Source organism: Rhodococcus sp. EPR-147, from assembly GCF_001647185.1.
In the GTDB taxonomy this organism is placed as follows: Bacteria; Actinomycetota; Actinomycetes; order Mycobacteriales; family Mycobacteriaceae; genus Rhodococcoides.
The window spans coordinates 1-20,516 of record NZ_LVCU01000224.1; the positions used below are offsets into that span (position 1 = coordinate 1).

Genomic DNA, 20,516 nt, shown 5'->3' on the forward strand with positions numbered 1-20,516 from the left:
CCCGATGCCGTGACGCGTTCACTGTCGTCGGCTTGAAGTGCCTGGATGACGTCCGACGACGACGCTGCGCAAACTATTGTCGAGACGTACCCGTTTCCGATCCAGCCTTCGTACTGGGCAGGGATGAACATGTAGTCCTCGTACGATCGCATACCGCACGGTCTCATGAATCACTGTTCCAGACAATCCTAATTGTGAATTCGTCTACTGGGCAGCACAGTTGGAGGCGTTACTGTCGATCGGTACCGCCACGTAACGTCAATCGGTCGGGCGTCCGGAGCATCGTTGCGGTGTTCTCGGGATGGCCGGAAACCGTTTTGGTTGTTCGTGTCTCATGAGATGCTCACATCATGCCCATGCCCCCATGGCAGGATCAGCCCGCCAACAGCAACTACAAGCGTGCGCTGCGTGACTTGCGTCCGCCATTGCCGCGGTGGTGGCCGGGTCGGATGAATGTCGATGTTGTAGGGGGTGATCTCGAGAGCGGTTCGATCGTCATGCATCTCCCTGTCGAGAACAACCCATACTTCGCGCGGGTTCCGGCCGTGGGCCCGACGGGTGGCAATGTGGACATCACCATCGCCGACCTCGAACGCAGGCACACAAGGTACGAGTGGATCGACGGCGGATGGAAATACATCGTCTTCAGCCGTGACGACCTCAGTTTCGAAGACCTCGCGCACATCATGCTGTCAATGCGTACGAAATCTCTCGAAACATCCAGTCGTGCAGTCACGTTCGACCCAACCGATCACGAACTGTTCGTGGCACAGCAACAAGGCTTCGATTGGAAGTTACTTCAGAACGGCGCCGTTCATCGCTACAAGGATCGATTCAGCCTCGATACGGCTACCGGACATTTGTCCGACCTGAATTATCTGATCCATTCGTTCGACGCCAAATCGTGGAGCGCCGTATCCCAGATGTACTCGGCATTTGCAGCGAGCATGTCGTTTCCCGACGACTACGGCCAGGGCTTGGACACTTTCAACGACGTGCTCAGCGACGTGGCCAGCTATCAGTATGGGAGCGACCCGAACTGTCGTGGAACAGTCTTGGCGATTACCGACTTCGATTCTCTGGTGAACCTCGATCGACACACTGCGGTAACCCTGTTGGATGTCTTTGCCCGCCAAGCGCGGTTGGCGGCGTTGTTCGGACACGCAATGTTGTGTCTGGTCGAGAGCGCAGACGGGAATCTCGGTCGCGCCGGAGGATCGGATGTACATGCGGCCAGCGTGTCCGAGTTACCGCCCGATCCACCAGAGCTGTTCGACGAGTCGATCATCGTCGAGTTCGGTTTTCAGTTCTACGCAACGGATTCCGAATCCCGGTCGTTTGCAGCTGCTGTGGAATCTGCGGCGGTACCCGTGCTCGACGAGGTGGGACGCTACGAGACGCGGACCAACTTGACCTCGGAGCGTGCAGGCCAATTCGACGAGATCCACTCCAGTTCTGGGCGTCGGCGTCGCCCCGGGCAACGTCTGTTCGATATCAACATTGCCGTACGCGGGCGAGGTGACCGAAGTACGCTCGGAGAGCGCGTCTTTCACGCGGTGAGCGCAGCGAAGCTACCGTTCGAGCAGATGTACGAGACGGTCTTCAGTGGCGACACGTTGGACGTCGCAGTGAAGCACTACCCGTCGCTCGCTCTCCTCTGAGAAATCCACATCCGCTTCGCGACCCAGGGAGAAAAGCGTCGGGTAGCGACAGCTCGGCGTGCGACCGGGACACCGGGGCTCACTCGTCGGAGATTCGCTGTTGCGGCAGGTGCGAATTGGAGGTGCATCGATGCTCGACGTCATCGAGCGCTCCAGCAACGCGATCGAACTGTACGAACGCACCGGCTGGACACTGGTCGACACGCGTCCGGCGGAGTGGACGATGTCTGACGGTCGCAGGCCGGTGGAGCGCGTCTAGCGCACGGATCCGCACTCGAAACGAGCTCACCTCGCGGCGTCCACTACACCGGTGATCGTTTTCGATACCGATCAGGAGGGCACTGGAACGCTCACCCTCAGACCCGGTGCAATCACGATTCCGATCAATTGTTCGACCGTGAGCAATCCAGCCGAGGACGCATCGATCCGACTGCCGTCCGGCACAAAGGCCTGAACGCGTCTGTTCGTCTCGCCATCCGAAATATCGACGACGATTCCGTCGGCCAGGGTGCGTCGCTCGTCGACGTAGCCGGCGAAACACGGGCCTGGGGGCTGATCGGACTTGCTCACAGTCACCGTCAGGCCACCCTCGACGCTGCCGATCGACAGGACTCCACTCGCACTGGTGTCCCCGCCGGCGATGCCTCCCCCCGGGGAACTACTGATCGGTCCGAACACCAAGCTCGGCCCCATCTAATCGGGTTCTACGGTGGAACCCCTGGGTAGCGCTCCGGCCAGTGCATTGGACATCGCGGCCGCCTTGGCTCGCGAGAACCACGGGAAATCCGGATCGTCGTAGGACTCGTTCGGGACGTAGGCGAAATTGACTCGGTGCAAGTCCTCGGGCTGTGTAACCTCGTCGCACCCGGGGATCGTTAAAGCATCGGGCTGAGGGTTGTGCAGCAGTCCTGCCACGACGACGCCGACTGCCACGATCACAATAATCACAGCCGCAGTCGACCAGACAGATGTCGAGGATCGCGGACGCGCTGTATTCATGGATTCCCTTCTTGCTTCGACCACTGTGGCATCGGGGTCGGTATTTTGTACGCTCGCCGAGAACCCCTCGCAGACATTTTTCATCTGTTGCACGAGTCGATGTTCGTCTCCAGCTGTCGACGGTCTTTCTCAGGTGAGTCGCCGGACCCCAAGGATTCCCACCCCACTTGCAACGAGACCGAATGTGAGCATGAGGCCGGTTTCGATGGCTTGGAAATGCCAGAACTTGTCTTCGGTGTAGTACCGGATGTCGAAGCGGTCGACGCCTTGGCTGCTTAGGCAGTCGTCGAATCGTGCCGCGCGGTCCAGAGTTTCGAGTCGAGTGCGCTCCAAACGCTCTTCGTTCGTCTCCCCGGTACGTGGACTCCCGTAGTCGTCCGGGTACGGCTGCGCGCAACGAGCTGTTTCTGGTCTGACGGCCGCGCCGCTGCTGTCGACGTACCCGGCGTCGACGACCCACGTTCCATCGGTGGTGTAGTACGGGTTCGGGGGATATTCCGATTCGCGATACAGGCCGTTGATCGGCTGGCTTTCGACTGTGGGCGATCCGTAGTGCTCGCGCGCGATCCATGTGAACGCCACCGGAACGACGAACAGGAAGATGAAAAGGGTACCCAGCATGGACATGACTCCGCTGCGGAACGTCAGCGCCAGAGTGCTGCCGACGAGCAGCATCAGCAGGGTGTAAGCGCCGAGGACGACGCCTGCTGTTTCGAAGTGAGGGAAATCGAACCACGAGAAACTGACGGACGGTCTGTAATCAGCGCTCGAGGAATCCCGAGACAGGCCCGTGGCCCAATGCAGCGCCACGCCGAGACATGTCATGGCCGCCGAGATGGGTAGGAAGACAACGATGACGGGCGCGAGGTACCACTGAATTCGAGTGGTGGACTGTGTCAGAGCCAATACGTGGGTGCGTGCGTCCAATTCACGGGCAAAAGCAGGGACTCCGACGAACATTCCGAGCAGCAACGGTAGAAGCAGCGCAGACAGCGTCGACAAAGTCAGTGCGGTCTCCGGTCTGCACGGCCCGACATCGTTCCAGCGCGAACACATTCGCAAGAACGACCAAGAGATTCGCGGATAGCGTGGAACGTACAACCCAGCCGTCAAGGTTGTCACGATCAGGATCGCGATGGTGCTCAGCGAGATCAGCAGTGATGTCCGGTTCTGTCGCCATGCAGACCACATCACTGTGTCACGCAACGGTGAACCGCACTGTTTTTGCCAGCGCCACAGCTCTCTCGATCATGATCGGCGACACTACAGGCCGGACAAATACGACTCCTGGTACCAACGCGCCACCGTCGAATGTCCGACCCATGGTGCATGATCGCCGGGCATCGCAACCGATGGTTCCGTCGAGAGGAAACACCTATGACAACTGAAGCCGCCGTTCCGCCCGGCGTCACCGTCGTCGTCTCCCACAAGACCCTGCCGAACCAACGCGACGCCGTCCGAGCCCTGTGGGAAAAGCACATGGCGCCGGCCGTGCTCCACAACCCCGGACATCTCGCCTACTACTACGGTCTCGATGTCGACGATCCCAACGGCATCACGGCCTTTCAGCACTATCGCACCGCAGAGGACGCGCTCTCGTTTCTGCAGCATCCCGCCTATCGGGAGTACGAGCGTGAAGTGGCACCGTTGCTGGCCGGCGCGCCACAGGTTCGCAGCCTGGTCCCGACGTGGATCAAGCAGGGAAAGTAGCAGCATGATCGTGACGGCGATCCGTGCACGCGGCCACCGCACGGGCCCGGCGGAACAGCGAATGCGGATTGGCGCTCGCGGCCGCATACTTGCTCGCGTGATGAGACTGCCGTTCGTCACCCTCGCCCTGTCCGTTCTTGTCGGGTGCCTCGCTCTCTCGGCCGCACCCGCCTCGGCGGCTCCCGGTGGTGCCGATTTCTACAGTGAGCCCGTCGTAGGCCTGGGGGCATACGCACCCGGGTCCATCCTGCGCCGAGAATCCGTGCCACAGCTCGACGTTCTGGGATCGCACACCGAGCGCATTCTGTACCGGTCGGCCGATCCTCGCGATCGTGCGGTGGCTGTGTCGGGGCTGCTGGTCACGCCGACGCGTGCGTGGTCCGGTCCCGGGCCCCGGCCCGTGATCGCTTATGCGCCAGGCAGTTACGGGGTTGCCGATCGTTGCTCGGGCTCCTCGGAGCTGGGACTGACAACCACGATGCCGGCACTGCTGCCACTACTGGCGCGGGGGTACCAGGTGGTCACGACGGACTATCAGGGACTGGGAACCCCCGGCGAATACGAGTTTCTGGGTCGGGTCGCCAGTGCCCGCGCCGTGCTGGACTCGGCACGGGCTGCGGCAGGGGAGACCGACGCGCCTGTCGTGCTCTACGGATACTCGGCGGGCGGCGTCGCGTCGGCCGCTGCTGCAGAGCTCGCGTCCACCTACGCGCCCGACGTCTCTGTGGTCGGTGCATTCGTCGGTGCCGCACCGACCGATCCTGTGTTGCGCGTCGAGGGCCAGGACGGATCCGAGTCCGCCGCGACGATGCTGTACACGATCGGGGGCCTGATCGGCGCTCACTCCGACCGGGCCGAACAGATCCGGGCTCTCTTCAACGATCGCGGACGGGCAGCCCTCGATGCGGCGCAGGATTTCTGCACGGTCGACGCTCTCACCTACGGACCGTTGCGATCCGAGGATCTCACTGCTGACGGCTCTTCCCTGGGAACGCTCATGACCGGGCCCGTGCTGGGTCCGATGACGCAGGAGAACACCATCGGGTTCACCGCGCCCGTCGCACCCGTGATGATCGTGCACGGCGTTCACGACGCCTCCGTCGAGATCGAGCAGAGCCGAATCCTGGTGCAGCGTTGGCGCGCCGCAGGCGCCACCGACATCACCGTCCGGGAGTTCGACTTCGGAACCGGTTGGGTGCCCGCAGTCGACCACACGGCCGCGAACGTCGCTGCCTACCCCGAGCTGATCGGGTGGATGGATCGACTCGTCACACCGGCGTAGCTCGACGCTCCAGGCGTCGTACGTGATGTAGGTCACGTCAAACTGATGTGTGTTTGCTCCGTTCCGATTCGACTTATCGATCGTGCCGGGTCATTTCACCGGCTATTCGCAGGGTTCTACTGCTTCAGAGAAAGGGACCGAGAATGACCGTCATCGGAAACGGGGCCGCCGTATGAGTGGCCGCAGAAGTCTCTCCAGCCGACTCTTCGAGGGTCTGGGCCGCGTCACGTGGGGCTACGGCAAGCGGAAGCTCGACGAGCGTCGCGCACGCAAACGCGGACGCCGGTAAGCCGAACGCTGGGCGTCCGATTTCGGCACCCTCGATCGGTACGGTGCACGTATGTACGGATTCGAGGTGGGCGACGGAGTCACACCGCTGAGTGGGCCCATGGCAGGTATGTACGGAACCGTGGTCTGGTTCTACGAGGACAAGCAGCAGTTGCTCGTTCGTTTCGGCGCATCACAGCAGATGTACTACGCGGCGGACGAGCTGAAACGATGGGGCGAGTAGCTGCCAGCTCGACACCCATCGGAATAATTGAATCTTCACCGATGCTGTTGGAGTCGACCACCCCGAACCGAAAGGCCCCACCATGCATCTGGGCGTAGACAGTTTCGTCTCTTCCGTGACCGACCCGACCGACGGTCGGGTGATCGCTCCCGAGGAGCGAATGGGTCACCTGCTGGAAGAGATCGCCCTCGCAGATCAGGTCGGGCTCTACTCGTTCGGTATCGGCGAGCACCACCGCAGCGAGTACTACGACTCGGCTCCGTCGATCATTCTCGCCGCAGCAGCCGCGCGGACCGAGAACATCCGGCTCGGCAGCGCAGTCAAAGTGCTGAGCGCCGACGATCCGGTCCGGGTCTTCCAGGAGTTCGCCACCCTCGATCTGATCTCCAAGGGCCGGATCGATCTCGTCGTGGGACGCGGATCCTTCACCGAATCGTTCCCGCTGTTCGGCCTCGACCTGGCAGATTACGACTCGCTGTTCGCCGAGAAGCTCGACCTCTTGCTGCAGATCCGGGACAACGTCGAGGTGACCTGGTCCGGTCGGCACCGCCCGGCGCTGAACCGTCAGGGCATCTACCCACGTCCGCTGCAGGAACCGTTGCCGATCTGGGTCGGGGTCGGTGGGACGCCCGAGTCCTTCGCTCGCGCAGGGCTTCTGGGGCTCCCGCTGATGATCGCCATCATCGGCGGAGAACCACGACAATTCGCCCCGCTCGTCGACCTCTACCGTCGCGCCGGAGCGCAGGCGGGCCATCCGCCGGAGCAGCTGAAGGTGGGACTGCACGTGTTCGGCTTCGTTGCCGAGACCACGACGGCCGCAGCAGACACCATCTACCCCGGCTGGAACGAGATGTTCACCAAGATCTCTCGGGAGCGCGGATTCGCGCGGCCCAGTCGGCAGCAATTCGACGCCACCGCCGGACCAAACGGTGCGTTCTTCATGGGAGATCCGAAGACGGTGGCCGACAAGATTCAGCGAGTGAGCGAACAACTGGGCGGAGTGGATCGACTGTCGTTGCAGATGACCAATCCGCGGCTGGCACACAGCGACCTGCTGCGCGGCATCGAGCTACTCGGCACCGAAGTGGCGCCCCTGGTTGCCGGGGCCTAGCGGCCTCGACCCGAAATACCCGGCACACCGGTGGCCAAATGCCCTAGTGGCGCGTCGCCAGGGCAGCGATCGTGGGAGACGACGTAGAAACCGTCTTCGGCCAACGGAGGAACGATGGACCACACGATCGCGGCAACAACATTCGACGGACCGCTCGCGGTCGTTGTCGACGGCTCGCCCACGGACAAGGGGGTGGCCGAATGGGCGGCGCATTTCGCTCGGGCGGCATCGACATCGGTGCACCTCGTCCACGGTGCACCGAAGGACGAGTGGAGTGCGGCCGTCGCCGCCGAGCTGAACACCACCGACTTCCCGACTCGGCTGCGGCAGGAGGGTGAAGGCGTACTCGCCCGCGCCGTCGACGTAGTGCACGGAGTCGATCCCCAGGTGACGGTGAAATCGGAGGTGTCCGAGCTGTCGGCTGCACGTATGGCGAAGGCACTCTCCGCGGACGCGGCGATGCTCGTCGTGGGCGCGTGCGAGTCGGGGCCGTTGCGCGACATCGTCTTCGGGTACTCGACGACGGCAATCGTCAACGCCGCGACCTGTCCGGTGCTGGTATGGCACGAGCGTCGCGACGACTCCGGGGCCGAACCGGCCCCTGTCGCGGTGGGGGTCGATGGATCCGAGCCGTCGAAGCGCGCACTGTCGGCAGCGTTCGAGATGGCGAGCATCCTGGGTGCGGAGCTGCTCGCCGTCCACGTGGGCGCGGTGCACGAAACCGATCAACTCGACTACGGTCCCTCGGTCGACTGGCAGCACCTTCGTGAGGCAGAACGAAAGTGGTTGCAGGCCAACGTCGACACCTACCGGGACAAGTATCCGACGGTGCCGGTTCGGGCCGTGTCCGTCGGTGCCTCGGCGGCACACGAACTTCGGTCGATCTCCGCTACGTCCCAGGTGTTGGTAGTGGGAAGCCGCGGCCGAAATCGTTTCACCGCAGCGATATTGGGATCAGTGAGCCAGAACTTGGTGCATCACTCCGAATGCCCGGTTCTGGTGGTGCACTGACAACGCCGCCTAGTTCGAGACCCATTCCATTTCGTCGACGCCTGCGACAGGCGTCAGCAGGGAACGGACCTCACCGGCGTACATGGTGCGTTTGATCTCGCCCAGTACCTCACCGCGGGTGCTGGCCAACGCGGCTGCGCGGGCGATGGCGTCGTCGCGCACACGCTCCTGCGTCGAGACGGCGTCGACCAGACCGAGCGCCATGGCGTCGCCACCGCCGTAGCGGCGTCCGGTGGTCAGCGCCTCGTGAAAGGCGTGCGGAACCAACCTCGCCCGCACCATGTCGACGGTTCCGGGGCTGTAGGTCGCACCGATGTTGACGCCGGGGAAGCACAGGAAGCCTCGATCGGAACGCATGATGCGGTGGTCGTGTGCCATCACGAAGAACGCGGCACCGCCGTAGGTGTGACCCTGCATAGCGGCGACGGTCTGCATCGGGAACGTCAGGAAGCGCACCAGCATCTCCTGCACGGTGCCGATGAACCGATTGATCTGATCGAGGTTGTCGGCACCCCACGACAGATCCACGCCGGTGGAGAAGAACTTGCCGGTTGCCGTCGTGACCAGGGCGGCCGGGCCGGAGGAGGACTCCACCTCGTCGAGCAGTGCATTGATCTCGGCAACCCAGTCGGGGCTCATGCGATTTTCGCTGTCGTCCACACCTCGATTGCCGAGGTTGAGCACGAATACACCGTCAACACGATCCAGGTATGGCATATCCCGAACGTACCCAGTTTTTCTTGTTCTAGCTCACAACGCGAACCACGTGGCGATTTTCAGGACGAGGAGGTGGCCGACCGACGACGAATCAACTCGCGATGACCGTAGGTGGCACCGAGAATGTCCTCGCGATCTGCCACCGACGACCCGACTGCACCGGCCACCGTGCCCAGCGACGCAGCGAGCCACGCGAGAGAAAAGTAGTCGCCCAGAGTCGCGGTACGACCGATCTGCATTGCCAGGAATTCCGGTGAGATCACGACCGCCGCCGAGCCCAGCACCACGGCGAACAACAGCGCGTACATACAGAGAGCGCCGGTCAGAACGGTTCCGACGGTGGCTGCGTTGTACATCCAGCGGTCGATCGTGGCACTTCGGAACGATCGCCTCTCCCACAGGCCGTTGGGAAAGATGACCCAGACGGTCATGGCGATCACTGCGGTGAGCCCGATCATGGCCAGTCGGCCGAGGCTCATCGACGCTGCCATCTGCCAGATGCTGGCATAGAACACGCCGAAGGCGGACGCGGCGCTCGCGGCAGCGAGTGCGCTCGACAACGTCGGAACCAATCGCCACGGACGATTGCATCGAATCATCCCCGACACCAACCTGATTCGACCGAAGATGCTCGACGTCAGCAGCACCTCGTCGCCCTCCTCGGAGTCACTGGAAGCCCAGCGAGACTTGAAGTACCTCCGCGGTGGTCGAGACGAATCGTCGGCTTCGATCAACTCGTGCAACACGGCCAGTGCAGCCGAGACGGCACGTCGTCGAACTGCCAGCGTTCCGAAGGAAGGCACGTACAGCGCGCCGGTCGTACCGTCACGGGTCTCGGCGATTACCGGACGCGACCCGAGACGGCGAGGAACCTCCGACACACACAACACGATGTCGTAGTCGGCGTCGGCCTTCACCGACGCGAGCCACTGTCCCAGCGGGGCCGCACCGGTCGCGGTGGGCGGGAGCGGCACCGATGCTCGGGACACGCGGATCTCTCGCCGCTGCCCGTCGATCCTCGCGTGATCGGGCAACTTGGCGACAATGGCAGTCGCCACCGTCGCCGCGAAGCCATCGTCGCTGACCACCCCCACCGAGAGCGCCGCGTCGTCTGCGTCGGTGGTGTCGTCGTTGCCGGTGGTGTCTCGGCTTGCCGATTGCGGTCGATCCGAATGCATCCCGATCGCTTACCCGATGGAACTCGAAACACACACCCGATCCGCGACGTCGAGCGAGGTTTGTCGCCGTGCAGACCGGGTAGCGCTTCGACACGAACCAATGAAAGGAATTTCCGATGCCGGCGAAGAAGAGCGACACCGAAGACCAACCACAGCTGAAGGACCAGGGCCTGTACGACAAGCTCCGCGAGGAGGGAAACTCGAAGGAGAAGGCCGCCCGCATCTCGAACGCCGCCGCGAAGAAGGGGCGAGATCAGATCGGTAGGAAGGGTGGAGAATCCGGATCCTACGAGGACTGGACGGTCGACGAATTGACCGAGCGAGCGAAGGAATTGGGTCTCGAAGGCTATTCCAAGCTGAACAAGGAAGAACTGATCGACGCGTTACGCAAGCACTGATTCACCGCGGGCGAAGAGATGAGTAGTACTCCTGCTGTGATGGGTAGTAATCGTCGAAACTCGGGTGTGGGTCGCCGTTTCCGGCGGCGATGAACATGTCCAGGTAGTACTCCCACCCCGGTCCGATGTCGCCCAGACCGTCCGTGCTCGTGCATCTGTGTGCAAGCACGAGAACGGTCGCAGGGCCTGCCTCGGTCAGACGGACCTCGAGTGGCCATTCGACTTCGCCGGTCAACCGCACTGCCAGGAGGCCCGGCGGCTCACACGCGTCGATGATCATGTCCGACGCGGGCGCACCCTCCTCGAATGCCATTGTGACGCGAATGATGTTGTGCGAGATCCGCTCCCACGGACCGAACCACTGTGCCGTCCGGGACGATTCGGTGAGGCGTGCCCACACGTCTTCACGCGGAGCCGAGATGGTTCTGGTCAGCTCGAGAGCGACGCCGGTGTCGGTGCTGCGCAACGTGCCTGTTGGGGTCGGTGCCATCGACCGATTATGCGACTCCGACACCACTGCCGTCGAGCACCATCATCATCGCCGTTGCACGGGCACGGTGCTCGATGGAATCCACCGAGTAGCCGACGGCCTCCGACATCTTGGCCAGTCGATGTGCAACGCTGCTGTGGTGTAGGTGCATCCGGTCGGCTGTCGCGCGCAAACTTCCCGAACCAAGATACGTGCGCAGAGTATCGATCAGCTCGACCCCGTGAGTGGTGGTGCGCAGTTCGGCTGCACGTACCAGATCGGGTATGTCGCTGGCTGTCAGCACATTTCCCGTCTCCAACAAATTCAGCGCGCCGAAACGATCGGCAGTCACGACGGGCTCGGACTCGCTTGCCTGAGCCAGTGCGAACCGAGCGTTTCCGAGATGTCGGTGGATGGCAGACGCCGGCATGGCCAACGAGACGCCTACACAGCCGGAAGCCACCCGAAGAACCGACAGTCTACCTGGCAGGAGATACAGAACATGGTCCTCGACGGTGATCGGCGTCGATCGTCCGGCCGTCGGCGCGTTGGTTGTCGGCGGTGAGTCGGCAGCAGCAACGGCAACTCGGACACGCGCGGTCGGCTCGATGTGCAACGCGGTCAGCGAACTGAGCAGTGCGATGTCGTCCATCGGAAATAGCACTGCTCGGGTGTGTTCGGCGGCGGACGGCCTGTGGCGGGGAACCAGAATGATGGCTGCGGTCAGAGCCATCCGATCGACGAGCATGTCGTCGAGAGCAAGCGCGGGACCTGCGCGCTCGATCCACACCGAGCCCATGACGACGTCGTCGACCACGACGTCCTTGACGGCCGACCGCTCGCCTGCAGCCTGAGTCAGCCAACGGCCCTTCGGATCGCAGCGCGCGTGCTGGCGGTGTCCGGCGGACGTGCCGACGACATCGATTCCGACTACGCAGTCGGCCAGAGCAGCGCTGGCGCGCAGCATCGCGGACGTGTCCGCGCCGTGTCTGATCAGGGCATCGAAATAGTCGATCACGCGCACCAGGCCCGCGGAGTCGGCATCGAGTTCCGCGAGCCGGTACATCAGTCCTTGCATGGACCGACGCTACGAGGCGGGTGCGCGAAGGCGCAAGCCCCTGTGCAGGGCGTCCAACGCCTCCGCATGTCCGCGCTTGCTCACCTCCGCTGTTGCCAGCAGCGCGGAGCCGTGAAAAGTGCCGGGGAACGAATGCAGTTCGACGCTCACACCCGCCCGCAGCAACCGCACCGCGTAGTCGATGCCCTCGTCGCGAAGCGGATCGAGCTCCATCGTCGCGACGTACGCCGGCGGCAGACCGGCAAGATCGGTGGCCCGAGCCGGGGCGGCGTATATCGAGACGTTCGGGTCGTCCGGCCCGGTGTAGGACTCGCCGAGATAGTACTGCCAGGACAGGATTGCGTTGGGGCGGTGCCACATGGGTGTATCGACGAACTCGGTCATCGACACGGTGGTGAGGCGGTCGTCGAGTTCGGGGATCTCGAGCAGCTGAAAGGCCACCGGAACGACGCCTTCGTCGCGAGCTCGGAGAACCGTTCCGGCGGCCAGGCCACCACCGGCACTCTGCCCTCCGACGGCGATCCGCGTCGGGTCGACCCCCAATTCGTCCGCGTGCGAGTGGATGTACGCGAGCGCGGCGTAGCAGTCGTCGAGCGGCCCGGGAAACGGAGTCTCGGGGGCGAGCCGGTATTCGACACTCGCCACTGCGAATCCGAGTTCCCGGACGACATCCACGCAGTAGGGATCACTGGAAGCGGCCGTCCCGATGGCGAATCCGCCGCCGTGGATCCAGACCAGCACAGGTAAGGGTCCGTCGACGTGTTCCGGCGTGAAGAATCGGACGACGACGTCCGGTGCACCGTCGAGCCCGGAGACGGTGAGCTCGCGTAGGGAGACTCCCTCCATCGAGAGATCGGCGAGCATGGCATCGAGGAGTGAGGTGAACGTCGATCGCGCCGACGGAAGGTCGCCGAAATCGAGACTCGGAAGCATCGTGACGGCTGCGGCAAGTTCGGGGTCGAGAGTGGGGAACTGGGTCATGAGTTCATCATCACCGCGGGTGTGTCCTGTGTCACTCGTTGCGTGGAGGAACTCTTGTGGCTGCCATCCGACGGGCGTCGGACGGCAGCGGTGATCACCTCCGAGCGTAGAGCTCTCCCACCAGGTCGAGGGAGCGGAGCGCTGAGAGCGGACCCCCGTCGCAGGTGAACTTGTCGGTCCGCACGATGCGGTTCTCTCTCACGGCAGGTTGGTCAGTCGTCGAACTCGATGCGGACCGAGATCGGATCGGTCTGGAGAGCTCGGAAGCCGGCTCCGATGATGCGTCCGAGGACGGGATTGCCGGAGAACGACCGCGCTCTGACGACGACATCGTCATCGGGAACGAATGTGGCTGTGCCGGTGCGCCATCGGTTGCCCACGCGAATTCGGATTCTGGGCTCGTCGGTGATGTTTGCGCCCCAACCGGACCTGGTGCCGTGCTGCGACACCAGCCACGCACCGGAATCGTCGAATGTCGCCGACACCGGCACGCGACGGGCGAGCCCGGTCTTGCGTCCTACGGTCTCGAGGTCGGTCACCAGGGAGGTCGTCACTCCCAGCGACGTCAATCCGTTCACGATGGGATTGGCGACATACTTCCCGATCAAGCGCTCGCGGCGGAACTTCGTCACGGCAGCAGAGGTGTCCACCCGAGCGGAGCCTCGACGATTACGGAACGCGTCCCAGCCGTTGCGCTGCAGCATCGTGGCCGCAGTCTTCCATGCCGGACGGCTCGAATTCGGCTGTTGCCCAGCGCCGATGAGCTGCAATTGGTCGGTGTGCCACTGCAGATCGAGTGCGCCGTTGATCTGCTTGAACGCGCTGGACTTCGACGGGACGCGCAGTGCCACGCGCGGCGATTCGACCCGATCCACTGTGCCGTCGACCAGTGATTTCGCGACGGCCGGGGCGAGGGCAGTCGGACGGCCGAGACCGACCATGTCGCACTCACCCGATTGCACTGCCGCGCTCATGACCGAGCGGGTACGGAAGCCGCCGGTGACCGCCAATGGCACTGTTCCGGCCGCGTCGCGCACCGTCCGCGCGTACTCCAGGAAGTACGCCTCCCGATCGCGGGTGCTCGCGGTGCCCATCATTGCGGGCGATTCGTAACTGCCACCGCTGATTTCGATCAGATCTATCGATTCCCGAACGAGATGCTCGACGGTGATGCGCGATTCTTCCTCGCTGAAGCCGCCGCGTTGGAAGTCCGCCGAGTTCAGCTTGATTCCCACTGCGAAACTCGGCGACACCGCCGCTCTGATTGCGCGGACGACTTCGATCACGAACCGCATGCGTCCGTCGAGGTCGCCGCCCCAGGCGTCGTCGCGCCTGTTCGACAGAGGGGAGAGGAACTGCGACACCAGGTAGCCGTGCGCGCCGTGGATCTGGACGCCGTCGAAACCGGCCGTCTCGGCCACGGCCGCCGCGGTGGCGAATCGGCCGATGATGTCGTGAATCTCGTTCTCGCTCAACGCCCGCGGTGCCGGAATGCCCGGGATGTTGGGGGCGATGGCGGAGGGTGCAACGGGCTTGGTGCGAGTGACGATCGGGTTGGCCTGCCGACCGGGGTGATTGAGCTGCATCCAGATGGGGGCACCGCCGTCGGACGTCGCTTTCGCCCAGCGGGCCAGCGCATCACGGTCTCGGTCGTCCTCGATGACGACATTGCCCGGTTCGCCGAGATGGGACCGATCGACCATCACGTTGCCGGTCACCACCAGGCCGTAGCCGCCCGCGCCCCACTGGCGGTACAGCGTTTCGAGGCGGGAGTCCGGGCCGTGCTCGGCGGTGGACAGTCCTTCGCTGAGCGCCGCCTTCATCACGCGATTCGGCAGGATCTGCCCGCAGGCAAGGGTGAGCGGGCTGCTCAGGTCGATCACGTCGGTGTCAGGGGACATGCGTTGCTCCGGTTCCGGGACTGCGGTTTTAGCTATGATGGACAACATAGCTACAGAGCGACTGTAGGTGTAACGGAACGTCACGTCAATCATTGTGGCGTCCACGGGAGGGGTTCGGATGACGAATCGAAGCAGTGCTCGGGACGACATGCTGCGCAGCGCTGCCCAGCTGTTTCGTCGACGCGGCGTCGACGCCACCTCGCTGGCCGACGTCATCGATCACGCGGGCGCTCCCCGCGGCTCGATCTATCACCACTTTCCCCGCGGCAAGCCTCAGCTGGTGGAAGAGGCGACGCGTACTGCGGGAGCCGAGATGAGCGCGATGATCTCGGCCGGCCTGGCGTCGGCCGGTCCGTCGGCGACCGTACGGGCCATTCTCGAGGGATTCCGCAGCGAACTGCTGGCCACGGATTTCGTGGCGGGCTGCCCTGTCGCGCCGGCCGCGCTCGAGGGGCTGCATGCGCCGCAGGCGGTGGCCGCGGCAGGTGAGTCCTTCTCGTCCTGGGAGGACGTCATAGCGGTATCCCTGTGGCAGCGCGGATTGACTCGCGAGCGGTCGTACACGTTGGCAACATTCGCGATCGCCGCCATCGAAGGTGCGCTGATCATGGCCAAGGCGCAGCGCTCGACCACGGCTCTGGATCGGACCGAGGGGGAGTTGTCGGCCCTGCTCGAGGCGGTTCTGGAGGCTTCGGCGGGCCGCTGACGTCGACCAGAAAGAGCCGGGCGATGTTGCTATAACTATCAGTTACAGCTAACTTCCCTTCAGGAACTATGCCGACCGTCATAGTCGAAGGGATTCCGATGTCGTCACCCACCACCTCCAGTCAACCCGTGAACTTGCCGCAGTTCCGTCGGCGATACCTCGCGCTGATCGTGATCTGCGCAGCCGAGCTGCTCGTCGTTTTGGACAACACCGTCGTCAACGTCGCGCTGCCTTCGATGGGACTGCAGCTACGTGCCGATATGAGCGGCCTGCAGTGGGTGGTCGACGCATACACACTGACGTTCGCCGGACTGCTGTTGGCGTTCGGTCATCTCGGCGATCGCTACGGCCGCAAGAAGGTCATGATTTTCGGACTGGCGGGCATCGCTGTGATGTCGATCGGCGGCGCTGTCGCCGCCGATCTGGGACAGGTGATCGCGGCGCGCGCGGCCATGGGAGTCTGTGCGGCCGCAGTGTTTCCGGCGACCCTTGCCCTGATCATCAACATCTTCACCGATGCCAAGGAGCGCGCACTGGCCATCGCGGCCTGGACGGCGATGGCCGGGTTCGCCATCGCAATCGGCCCGACTGCCGGTGGGTTTCTGCTCGAGCACTTCTCGTGGCACACGGTGTTCTGGATCAATGTTCCTGTGGCACTGCTCGTTCTGGTGGCCGCGCTGGCCTGCGTACCGGAATCCAGAGCAGAGCACGTCGGCAAGTACGACCCCCTGGGTATCGCGCTGTCGTTGGCCGGCATCACCGTGCTGGTCTGGGCGATCATCGAAGCGCCACACAATGGTTGGTTGTCTGCAACGAGCATCGGAGCCTACCTGGCAGGATCGGCAGCCATCGTCGCGTTCGTCTGGTGGGAGCTGCGGACGCCGTCTCCGGTACTGGACTTGAACCTGTTCCGGAATCGACGATTCTCACTGCCCGCCTTGGCCATTGCCGTGGCGTACTTCGGCATGTTCGGCTTCCTGTTCATGATCACCCAGTACTTCCAGGGTGTGGTGGAGCTGACCCCACTGCAGTTCGGCGTTCACTCACTGCCCTTCGCGGTATCCATCGCCATCGGCGCGCCGCTGGCGACCATCATTGCGCAACGCATCGGAACCACGGCGGTGATCGTTTTCGGGCTGATGGTGATGAGCATCGGGATGTTCGTCGCCGGTCAGGTGGAGGTCCAAACGCCCTATCTGGGGCCGGTTCTCGTCTCGATGGTGCTGATGGGCCTCGGCTTGGCGATCGTGCAGGGCCCTGCCACCGAGTCGATCATGTCCTCGGTGACGCTCGACGAAGCAGGTGCGGGCTCCGCGGTGAACGACACCACCCGAGAGGTCGGTGGAACGCTCGGAGTTGCCGTGCTCGGATCGATCGTCGCGTCGATCTACACCTCACAGGTGAGTCCGAAGATCGACGCGATACCCGACGCGATCATGGAGCCTTACCAGAAGGCGTTCGCTCGCGAAACGGTCGTCAGCGTCATCGAAATCGTGAAAGCGCCCACCAACCCGATCTTCGCGACGCAGAAGGCCGAGCTGATCCACGCGATGAAAGCGGCCTCGCTGGAGGGCTTTCAGCTCGCGTCGTTCGTGACCGTCGGTGCCGCTGTGGCATGTGCGCTTGCCGTCGCATTGTTCCTACCGTGGCGACGACCGGAGGGAAACGGTGTGCTGCTTGCGTGGCGCGACACCGCAGAGGGCGACAAGATCAGTTGAACGGCGTGCCGCCGGTGACCGCGATGGTCTCGCCGGTGATGTAGCTCGACTCGTTCGATGCCAGGAAGACATATGCCGGTGCCAGCTCTGCGGGTTGACCCGGTCGTCCCAGCGGGACGGTCTCGCCGAACTTCTCGTACTTCTCCGACGGCATCGTGGCCGGGATCAGCGGCGTCCAAACAGGCCCGGGTGCAACGGCATTGACGCGAATTCCGCGTTCGGCGAGATCACCGGCGAGACCCTTGGTGAACGCCACGATTCCAGCCTTGGTGGTGGCGTAGTCCATCAACTCGGGAGAGGGATTCGATGCCTGGATCGAGGTGGTGTTGATGATGGTGGAACCCGCGTCCATGATTTCGGCGGCGCGTTTCGAGATCCAGAACAGGGCGTACAAGTTGGTCTTGAGTACGCGATCGAACTGCTCGGTGGTGATGTCTGCGATCCCGCCCATCTGCGCCATCTGAAACGCGGCATTGTTGACGACGATGTCGAGCCCGCCGAGAACCTCGGACGCGGTGTCGACCAATTGCACGCACTGCAACTCGTCGGTGAGATCACAGGCGATGGCTCTACCTGCGCTGCCTGATCCCTCGATCAGGGCGACAGTGGTCTGCGCGTCCGGACCTTCGGATTCGAGGTGTGCAATGACGACATCGGCACCCTCGCGCGCGAATGCCAGTGCAACGGCACGGCCGATACCCGAGTCGCCGCCGGTGATCAATGCTTTACGGCCGTGCAGGCGATCCGATCCACGGTAGGAATCCTCGCCGTGATCGGGAGCGGTGACCATGTCGCGGGTCAGACCGGGATGCTCGAGACGACTCTGTTCGGCCCGATCGGGCATCGGAAACGCGCTGGTCGGGTCGGATTTGCTGAACTGGTCGGACATTGTCGATCCTTGCCTCGGTGTGCGTGAAATGCTCCACGCGGCAAGTCGAACGAGCCGCTTCGATTCCGTGGAGACGACTCGCGGCACATGTGCCGTCCGGAGTCGCTGTCCTCCTCGGGTTTGCCGAATCGGCCGGACCGCAAACCTCCACCGGTCAGGCAGCGCGCGGATCCGCCCCGATCGTCGCCGCGCCCAGTGCGTCGAGAACGATGCGCGCGGGCCGCGTCGGAGCAAAGACCTCGAGGCGGCCAGCGCTGCGGGCGACAGCGTCGAGGACCACGCACGCAGACCCCGAGTACATGAAGGTGACCGCAGACAAGTCCAGCAGCACAACCGTTTCGCCGCGCAGAGCGTAGTCGAGCGCCTGTGCCAGATCGGTACGAGCCCGCAGATCGACATCGCCCGTCGCGCGGACGACAGTCAGGCGAGGGGAGTAGAACTCGGTGCGGATGGAGTAACTAGCATTGCCGCGTTCGACGGGTGCGAGGCGAGAATCGAAGTGGTCGGTGACAGTCACGGTGCGAACCTCTCAGTTCGGATGGCCTAACGACCGACGTGCACGGGGTGGAACCCGAGGGCTACAGGTTCCGGTGCATGCCGTGCGGTAATCCTGACAGCGCAACGTCACCGAACCGAGGCCTGATCATCACGGACCGATAGCTAGTCGGTAACGAAAAGGTAACGGCAGATGTGACGCCGCTGAGCCTCGTTCAGGGCAATGTGTGGCCTGCCGTCCGGAACAGGCGGTACCACTCCTGCCTGGTCAGGCGTAGGTCCGAACCGGCGGCGGCTTCGACGACTCGATCGGGATTCGTGGTTCCGAGCACGACCTGGATATCGGCCGGGTGCCTGGTGATCCAGGCCGTTGCCACCGCCGACGGCGTCGACCCGTAGACGTCGGCGATCTCGTCCAGTGCCACGTTCAGATCCGGGTAGTTCTCGCGGTCGCCCACGAACACGCCGGACGGCGTCCCGCTCTGGAACGGAGACCACGCCTGCAGGGTGATGCCGCGCGTTCTCGCGTAGTCCAGTAGACCGTTGTCGCGGTCGATCGACTGGTCCTCGGTGCTCATGTTGGCGGTCAGGCCCGCCGCGATCAACGGCGAGTGCACGATGCTCAGCTGTATTTGATCGAACAGAATCGGTTGATTCACTGCAGTTTTCAGCAACTCGATCTGGCCGGGCGTGTGATTGGAGACGCCGAAGCCGAGGACCTTGCCCGACGCGTGCAGGTGGTCGAACGCTGCTGCGACCTCCTCCGGCTCGACGAGGGTGTCCGGGCGATGCAACAGAAGGGTGTCCAGGTGATCGACGCCGAGGGCTTCGAGTGACGCCTCGACCGTGGTGACGATGTGATCCCTGGAGAAGTCGAACCAGCCCTCGCGAATACCCACCTTGCTCTGAATGCTGATGCGCTCGCGTTGCGACGGGGTCAACGTCACCGCATCGCCGAATCGTTTCTCGCACGTGTGCGGTGACCCGCCGTAGATGTCGGCGTGGTCGAACACCGTCACGCCCACATCGAGCGCGGTGGCCACCAATCTCCTGATCCGGTCGTCGTCCAGATCGGTGATGCGCATGAACCCCAGCACGATGCTCGAGACTTCGGTCCCGGTGTGGGGGAGGGAGAAGGTTCGCATGTCGGTTACTCGAACTCCAGACGCATGGATTGGGTGGTTGCCTGCAGCAGCAGGGCGAAGCCGGTGAAGGAGATGACGATCGGAGCCCACAGAACCACTGCCACGAACGTATCCACACCGCGCTCGACGACGATGTAGACCGCGACGACCGTGGTGCCGAGCAGGCAGAGAGCAATGTGGGTGGCCAGCCGCCACTTGTCGAAGAAGAAGCCGACCAGCATGCCGATCGGGATGAGGAACGCGCATTTGCCGAGCGTGACCTCGGGTGCGAAATCTGCCGTGATGGTGGCACCGAAGATTGCGAAGTTGGCGATGACGACGAAAGCGAACGCCTGCCCGAGCGTCGGCCATGGACCGAACCACCAGAACGCGCCCATGATGTACGCGGCGATCATGCACGTCCACTGCACGATCGACGGGATCGCCGTCGTGGCTCCGTAGCCGAATGCGAGCTCGAGGGTCACGACCACAGCCATGGCCAGGGCTGCAGCAGAGACGATGCGTTTGACGGCGGTGGTCAACGCGAGGCTGGTCATCACGCCGATACACCATTGAT

General features: G+C 63.5%; 24 protein-coding genes. 10 read left to right on the forward strand and 14 right to left on the reverse strand.

Annotation, left to right across the window (positions count from 1 at the left end):
- Nucleotides 1–167: DUF6461 domain-containing protein (locus A2J02_RS29040; RefSeq protein WP_442971470.1), on the reverse strand; the 167-nt coding region annotated here is incomplete at its 3' end.
- A 183-nt stretch (nt 168–350) separates the two neighbouring features.
- Between A2J02_RS29040 and A2J02_RS10810 the strand changes: the two genes are divergently transcribed.
- Both A2J02_RS10810 and A2J02_RS28910 read left to right on the forward strand, forming a co-directional pair.
- On the forward strand, nt 351–1,661 hold the full coding sequence (locus tag A2J02_RS10810) for a barstar family protein (protein ID WP_156516184.1): 1,311 nt from the start codon (nt 351–353) through the stop codon (nt 1,659–1,661).
- A 130-nt stretch (nt 1,662–1,791) separates the two neighbouring features.
- Nucleotides 1,792–1,920, forward strand: coding sequence for a hypothetical protein (locus A2J02_RS28910; protein WP_269454875.1), 129 nt, complete (start codon nt 1,792–1,794; stop codon nt 1,918–1,920).
- Nucleotides 1,921–1,991: 71 nt separating this feature from the next.
- Here A2J02_RS28910 and A2J02_RS10820 read toward each other — a convergent pair whose 3' ends face one another.
- The 3 genes from A2J02_RS10820 to A2J02_RS10830 all read right to left on the reverse strand — a co-directional run bounded on the left by A2J02_RS10820 (nt 1,992) and on the right by A2J02_RS10830 (nt 3,662).
- Nucleotides 1,992–2,354: a hypothetical protein gene (locus tag A2J02_RS10820; RefSeq protein WP_068049960.1), complete on the reverse strand. Its 363-nt coding sequence runs from the start codon at nt 2,352–2,354 to the stop codon at nt 1,992–1,994.
- Nucleotides 2,355–2,609 carry a hypothetical protein gene (locus A2J02_RS10825; protein WP_156516185.1) on the reverse strand — a complete coding sequence of 85 codons (255 nt, stop codon included), beginning with the start codon at nt 2,607–2,609 and terminating at the stop codon, nt 2,355–2,357. It lies immediately after the preceding gene.
- Nucleotides 2,610–2,789: 180 nt separating this feature from the next.
- Nucleotides 2,790–3,662 carry a hypothetical protein gene (locus A2J02_RS10830; RefSeq protein ID WP_156516186.1) on the reverse strand — a complete coding sequence of 291 codons (873 nt, stop codon included), beginning with the start codon at nt 3,660–3,662 and terminating at the stop codon, nt 2,790–2,792.
- A gap of 375 nt (nt 3,663–4,037) precedes the next feature.
- On the opposite strand from A2J02_RS10830, the gene A2J02_RS10835 reads away from it, so the two are divergent.
- From A2J02_RS10835 to A2J02_RS10850, 5 genes are all read left to right on the forward strand, one after another.
- Complete coding sequence (locus A2J02_RS10835; protein WP_068049965.1) at nt 4,038–4,370, forward strand: putative quinol monooxygenase; 333 nt, start codon at nt 4,038–4,040, stop codon at nt 4,368–4,370.
- Nucleotides 4,371–4,470: 100 nt separating this feature from the next.
- Nucleotides 4,471–5,652 (forward strand): lipase family protein, encoded by a 1,182-nt coding sequence (locus A2J02_RS10840; protein ID WP_068050034.1) that lies wholly within the window; start codon nt 4,471–4,473, stop codon nt 5,650–5,652.
- Between the two features lie 340 nt (nt 5,653–5,992).
- Complete coding sequence (locus A2J02_RS27675) at nt 5,993–6,163, forward strand: hypothetical protein (RefSeq protein WP_156516187.1); 171 nt, start codon at nt 5,993–5,995, stop codon at nt 6,161–6,163.
- A gap of 82 nt (nt 6,164–6,245) precedes the next feature.
- Nucleotides 6,246–7,274: an LLM class flavin-dependent oxidoreductase gene (locus A2J02_RS10845; RefSeq protein ID WP_068049968.1), complete on the forward strand. Its 1,029-nt coding sequence runs from the start codon at nt 6,246–6,248 to the stop codon at nt 7,272–7,274.
- A 114-nt stretch (nt 7,275–7,388) separates the two neighbouring features.
- Nucleotides 7,389–8,285, forward strand: coding sequence for a universal stress protein (locus A2J02_RS10850; protein ID WP_068049969.1), 897 nt, complete (start codon nt 7,389–7,391; stop codon nt 8,283–8,285).
- A 9-nt stretch (nt 8,286–8,294) separates the two neighbouring features.
- Here the strand turns inward: A2J02_RS10850 and A2J02_RS10855 are convergent, their stop codons facing one another.
- Nucleotides 8,295–8,924: an enoyl-CoA hydratase/isomerase family protein gene (locus A2J02_RS10855; RefSeq protein ID WP_231893818.1), complete on the reverse strand. Its 630-nt coding sequence runs from the start codon at nt 8,922–8,924 to the stop codon at nt 8,295–8,297.
- 137 nt (nt 8,925–9,061) lie between these two features.
- Nucleotides 9,062–10,180, reverse strand: coding sequence for a hypothetical protein (locus A2J02_RS10860; protein WP_082898770.1), 1,119 nt, complete (start codon nt 10,178–10,180; stop codon nt 9,062–9,064).
- Between the two features lie 116 nt (nt 10,181–10,296).
- Between A2J02_RS10860 and A2J02_RS10865 the strand changes: the two genes are divergently transcribed.
- A complete protein-coding gene (locus A2J02_RS10865; protein WP_068049973.1) occupies nt 10,297–10,578 on the forward strand; it encodes a Rho termination factor N-terminal domain-containing protein in 282 nt (93 codons plus the stop codon).
- A 1-nt stretch (nt 10,579) separates the two neighbouring features.
- Here the strand turns inward: A2J02_RS10865 and A2J02_RS10870 are convergent, their stop codons facing one another.
- The 4 genes from A2J02_RS10870 to A2J02_RS10885 form a co-directional block, all read right to left on the reverse strand.
- Nucleotides 10,580–11,068 carry an SRPBCC domain-containing protein gene (locus A2J02_RS10870; RefSeq protein WP_068049974.1) on the reverse strand — a complete coding sequence of 163 codons (489 nt, stop codon included), beginning with the start codon at nt 11,066–11,068 and terminating at the stop codon, nt 10,580–10,582.
- Between the two features lie 7 nt (nt 11,069–11,075).
- Nucleotides 11,076–12,125 (reverse strand): helix-turn-helix domain-containing protein, encoded by a 1,050-nt coding sequence (locus A2J02_RS10875; protein ID WP_231893817.1) that lies wholly within the window; start codon nt 12,123–12,125, stop codon nt 11,076–11,078.
- 9 nt (nt 12,126–12,134) lie between these two features.
- The gene (locus A2J02_RS10880) at nt 12,135–13,106 is read right to left on the reverse strand and encodes an alpha/beta hydrolase (protein ID WP_068049975.1); all 972 of its coding nucleotides are present in this window, start codon (nt 13,104–13,106) and stop codon (nt 12,135–12,137) included.
- 212 nt (nt 13,107–13,318) lie between these two features.
- Nucleotides 13,319–15,007, reverse strand: a complete 1,689-nt coding sequence (locus A2J02_RS10885) for a nitroreductase family deazaflavin-dependent oxidoreductase (protein WP_068050041.1) — start codon at nt 15,005–15,007, stop codon at nt 13,319–13,321.
- A 118-nt stretch (nt 15,008–15,125) separates the two neighbouring features.
- On the opposite strand from A2J02_RS10885, the gene A2J02_RS10890 reads away from it, so the two are divergent.
- The gene (locus A2J02_RS10890; protein WP_231893816.1) at nt 15,126–15,713 is read left to right on the forward strand and encodes a TetR/AcrR family transcriptional regulator; all 588 of its coding nucleotides are present in this window, start codon (nt 15,126–15,128) and stop codon (nt 15,711–15,713) included.
- Nucleotides 15,714–15,811: 98 nt separating this feature from the next.
- Nucleotides 15,812–17,431 (forward strand): MFS transporter, encoded by a 1,620-nt coding sequence (locus A2J02_RS10895; protein ID WP_068049979.1) that lies wholly within the window; start codon nt 15,812–15,814, stop codon nt 17,429–17,431.
- Here the strand turns inward: A2J02_RS10895 and A2J02_RS10900 are convergent.
- From A2J02_RS10900 to A2J02_RS10915, 4 genes are all read right to left on the reverse strand, one after another.
- A complete protein-coding gene (locus tag A2J02_RS10900) occupies nt 17,424–18,320 on the reverse strand; it encodes a glucose 1-dehydrogenase (RefSeq protein WP_068049981.1) in 897 nt (298 codons plus the stop codon). The genes A2J02_RS10895 and A2J02_RS10900 overlap by 8 nt on opposite strands.
- Before the next feature lie 154 nt (nt 18,321–18,474).
- Nucleotides 18,475–18,837: a sulfate transporter gene (locus tag A2J02_RS10905; protein WP_068049983.1), complete on the reverse strand. Its 363-nt coding sequence runs from the start codon at nt 18,835–18,837 to the stop codon at nt 18,475–18,477.
- A gap of 193 nt (nt 18,838–19,030) precedes the next feature.
- Entirely contained in the window at nt 19,031–19,960 is a 930-nt protein-coding gene (locus A2J02_RS10910; RefSeq protein WP_068049985.1) for an aldo/keto reductase, read from the reverse strand.
- A gap of 5 nt (nt 19,961–19,965) precedes the next feature.
- Nucleotides 19,966–20,496 carry a giguanylate cyclase gene (locus tag A2J02_RS10915; protein WP_231893815.1) on the reverse strand — a complete coding sequence of 177 codons (531 nt, stop codon included), beginning with the start codon at nt 20,494–20,496 and terminating at the stop codon, nt 19,966–19,968.
- Nucleotides 20,497–20,516: the final 20 nt, after the last annotated feature.

What these genes read in the sequence shown, in the direction of transcription:
- A2J02_RS10810 (WP_156516184.1), top strand. Translation starts at nt 351, where the DNA reads ATGCCCATGCCCCCATGGCAGGATCAGCCCGCCAACAGCAACTACAAG.
- A2J02_RS28910 (WP_269454875.1), top strand. Translation starts at nt 1,792, where the DNA reads ATGCTCGACGTCATCGAGCGCTCCAGCAACGCGATCGAACTGTACGAA.
- A2J02_RS10820 (WP_068049960.1), bottom strand. Translation starts at nt 2,354, where the DNA reads ATGGGGCCGAGCTTGGTGTTCGGACCGATCAGTAGTTCCCCGGGGGGA.
- A2J02_RS10835 (WP_068049965.1), top strand. Translation starts at nt 4,038, where the DNA reads ATGACAACTGAAGCCGCCGTTCCGCCCGGCGTCACCGTCGTCGTCTCC.
- A2J02_RS10840 (WP_068050034.1), top strand. Translation starts at nt 4,471, where the DNA reads ATGAGACTGCCGTTCGTCACCCTCGCCCTGTCCGTTCTTGTCGGGTGC.
- A2J02_RS27675 (WP_156516187.1), top strand. Translation starts at nt 5,993, where the DNA reads ATGTACGGATTCGAGGTGGGCGACGGAGTCACACCGCTGAGTGGGCCC.
- A2J02_RS10845 (WP_068049968.1), top strand. Translation starts at nt 6,246, where the DNA reads ATGCATCTGGGCGTAGACAGTTTCGTCTCTTCCGTGACCGACCCGACC.
- A2J02_RS10850 (WP_068049969.1), top strand. Translation starts at nt 7,389, where the DNA reads ATGGACCACACGATCGCGGCAACAACATTCGACGGACCGCTCGCGGTC.
- A2J02_RS10855 (WP_231893818.1), bottom strand. Translation starts at nt 8,924, where the DNA reads ATGAGCCCCGACTGGGTTGCCGAGATCAATGCACTGCTCGACGAGGTG.
- A2J02_RS10860 (WP_082898770.1), bottom strand. Translation starts at nt 10,180, where the DNA reads ATGCATTCGGATCGACCGCAATCGGCAAGCCGAGACACCACCGGCAAC.
- A2J02_RS10865 (WP_068049973.1), top strand. Translation starts at nt 10,297, where the DNA reads ATGCCGGCGAAGAAGAGCGACACCGAAGACCAACCACAGCTGAAGGAC.
- A2J02_RS10870 (WP_068049974.1), bottom strand. Translation starts at nt 11,068, where the DNA reads ATGGCACCGACCCCAACAGGCACGTTGCGCAGCACCGACACCGGCGTC.
- A2J02_RS10875 (WP_231893817.1), bottom strand. Translation starts at nt 12,125, where the DNA reads ATGCAAGGACTGATGTACCGGCTCGCGGAACTCGATGCCGACTCCGCG.
- A2J02_RS10880 (WP_068049975.1), bottom strand. Translation starts at nt 13,106, where the DNA reads ATGACCCAGTTCCCCACTCTCGACCCCGAACTTGCCGCAGCCGTCACG.
- A2J02_RS10885 (WP_068050041.1), bottom strand. Translation starts at nt 15,007, where the DNA reads ATGTCCCCTGACACCGACGTGATCGACCTGAGCAGCCCGCTCACCCTT.
- A2J02_RS10890 (WP_231893816.1), top strand. Translation starts at nt 15,126, where the DNA reads ATGACGAATCGAAGCAGTGCTCGGGACGACATGCTGCGCAGCGCTGCC.
- A2J02_RS10895 (WP_068049979.1), top strand. Translation starts at nt 15,812, where the DNA reads ATGTCGTCACCCACCACCTCCAGTCAACCCGTGAACTTGCCGCAGTTC.
- A2J02_RS10900 (WP_068049981.1), bottom strand. Translation starts at nt 18,320, where the DNA reads ATGTCCGACCAGTTCAGCAAATCCGACCCGACCAGCGCGTTTCCGATG.
- A2J02_RS10910 (WP_068049985.1), bottom strand. Translation starts at nt 19,960, where the DNA reads ATGCGAACCTTCTCCCTCCCCCACACCGGGACCGAAGTCTCGAGCATC.
- A2J02_RS10915 (WP_231893815.1), bottom strand. Translation starts at nt 20,496, where the DNA reads ATGACCAGCCTCGCGTTGACCACCGCCGTCAAACGCATCGTCTCTGCT.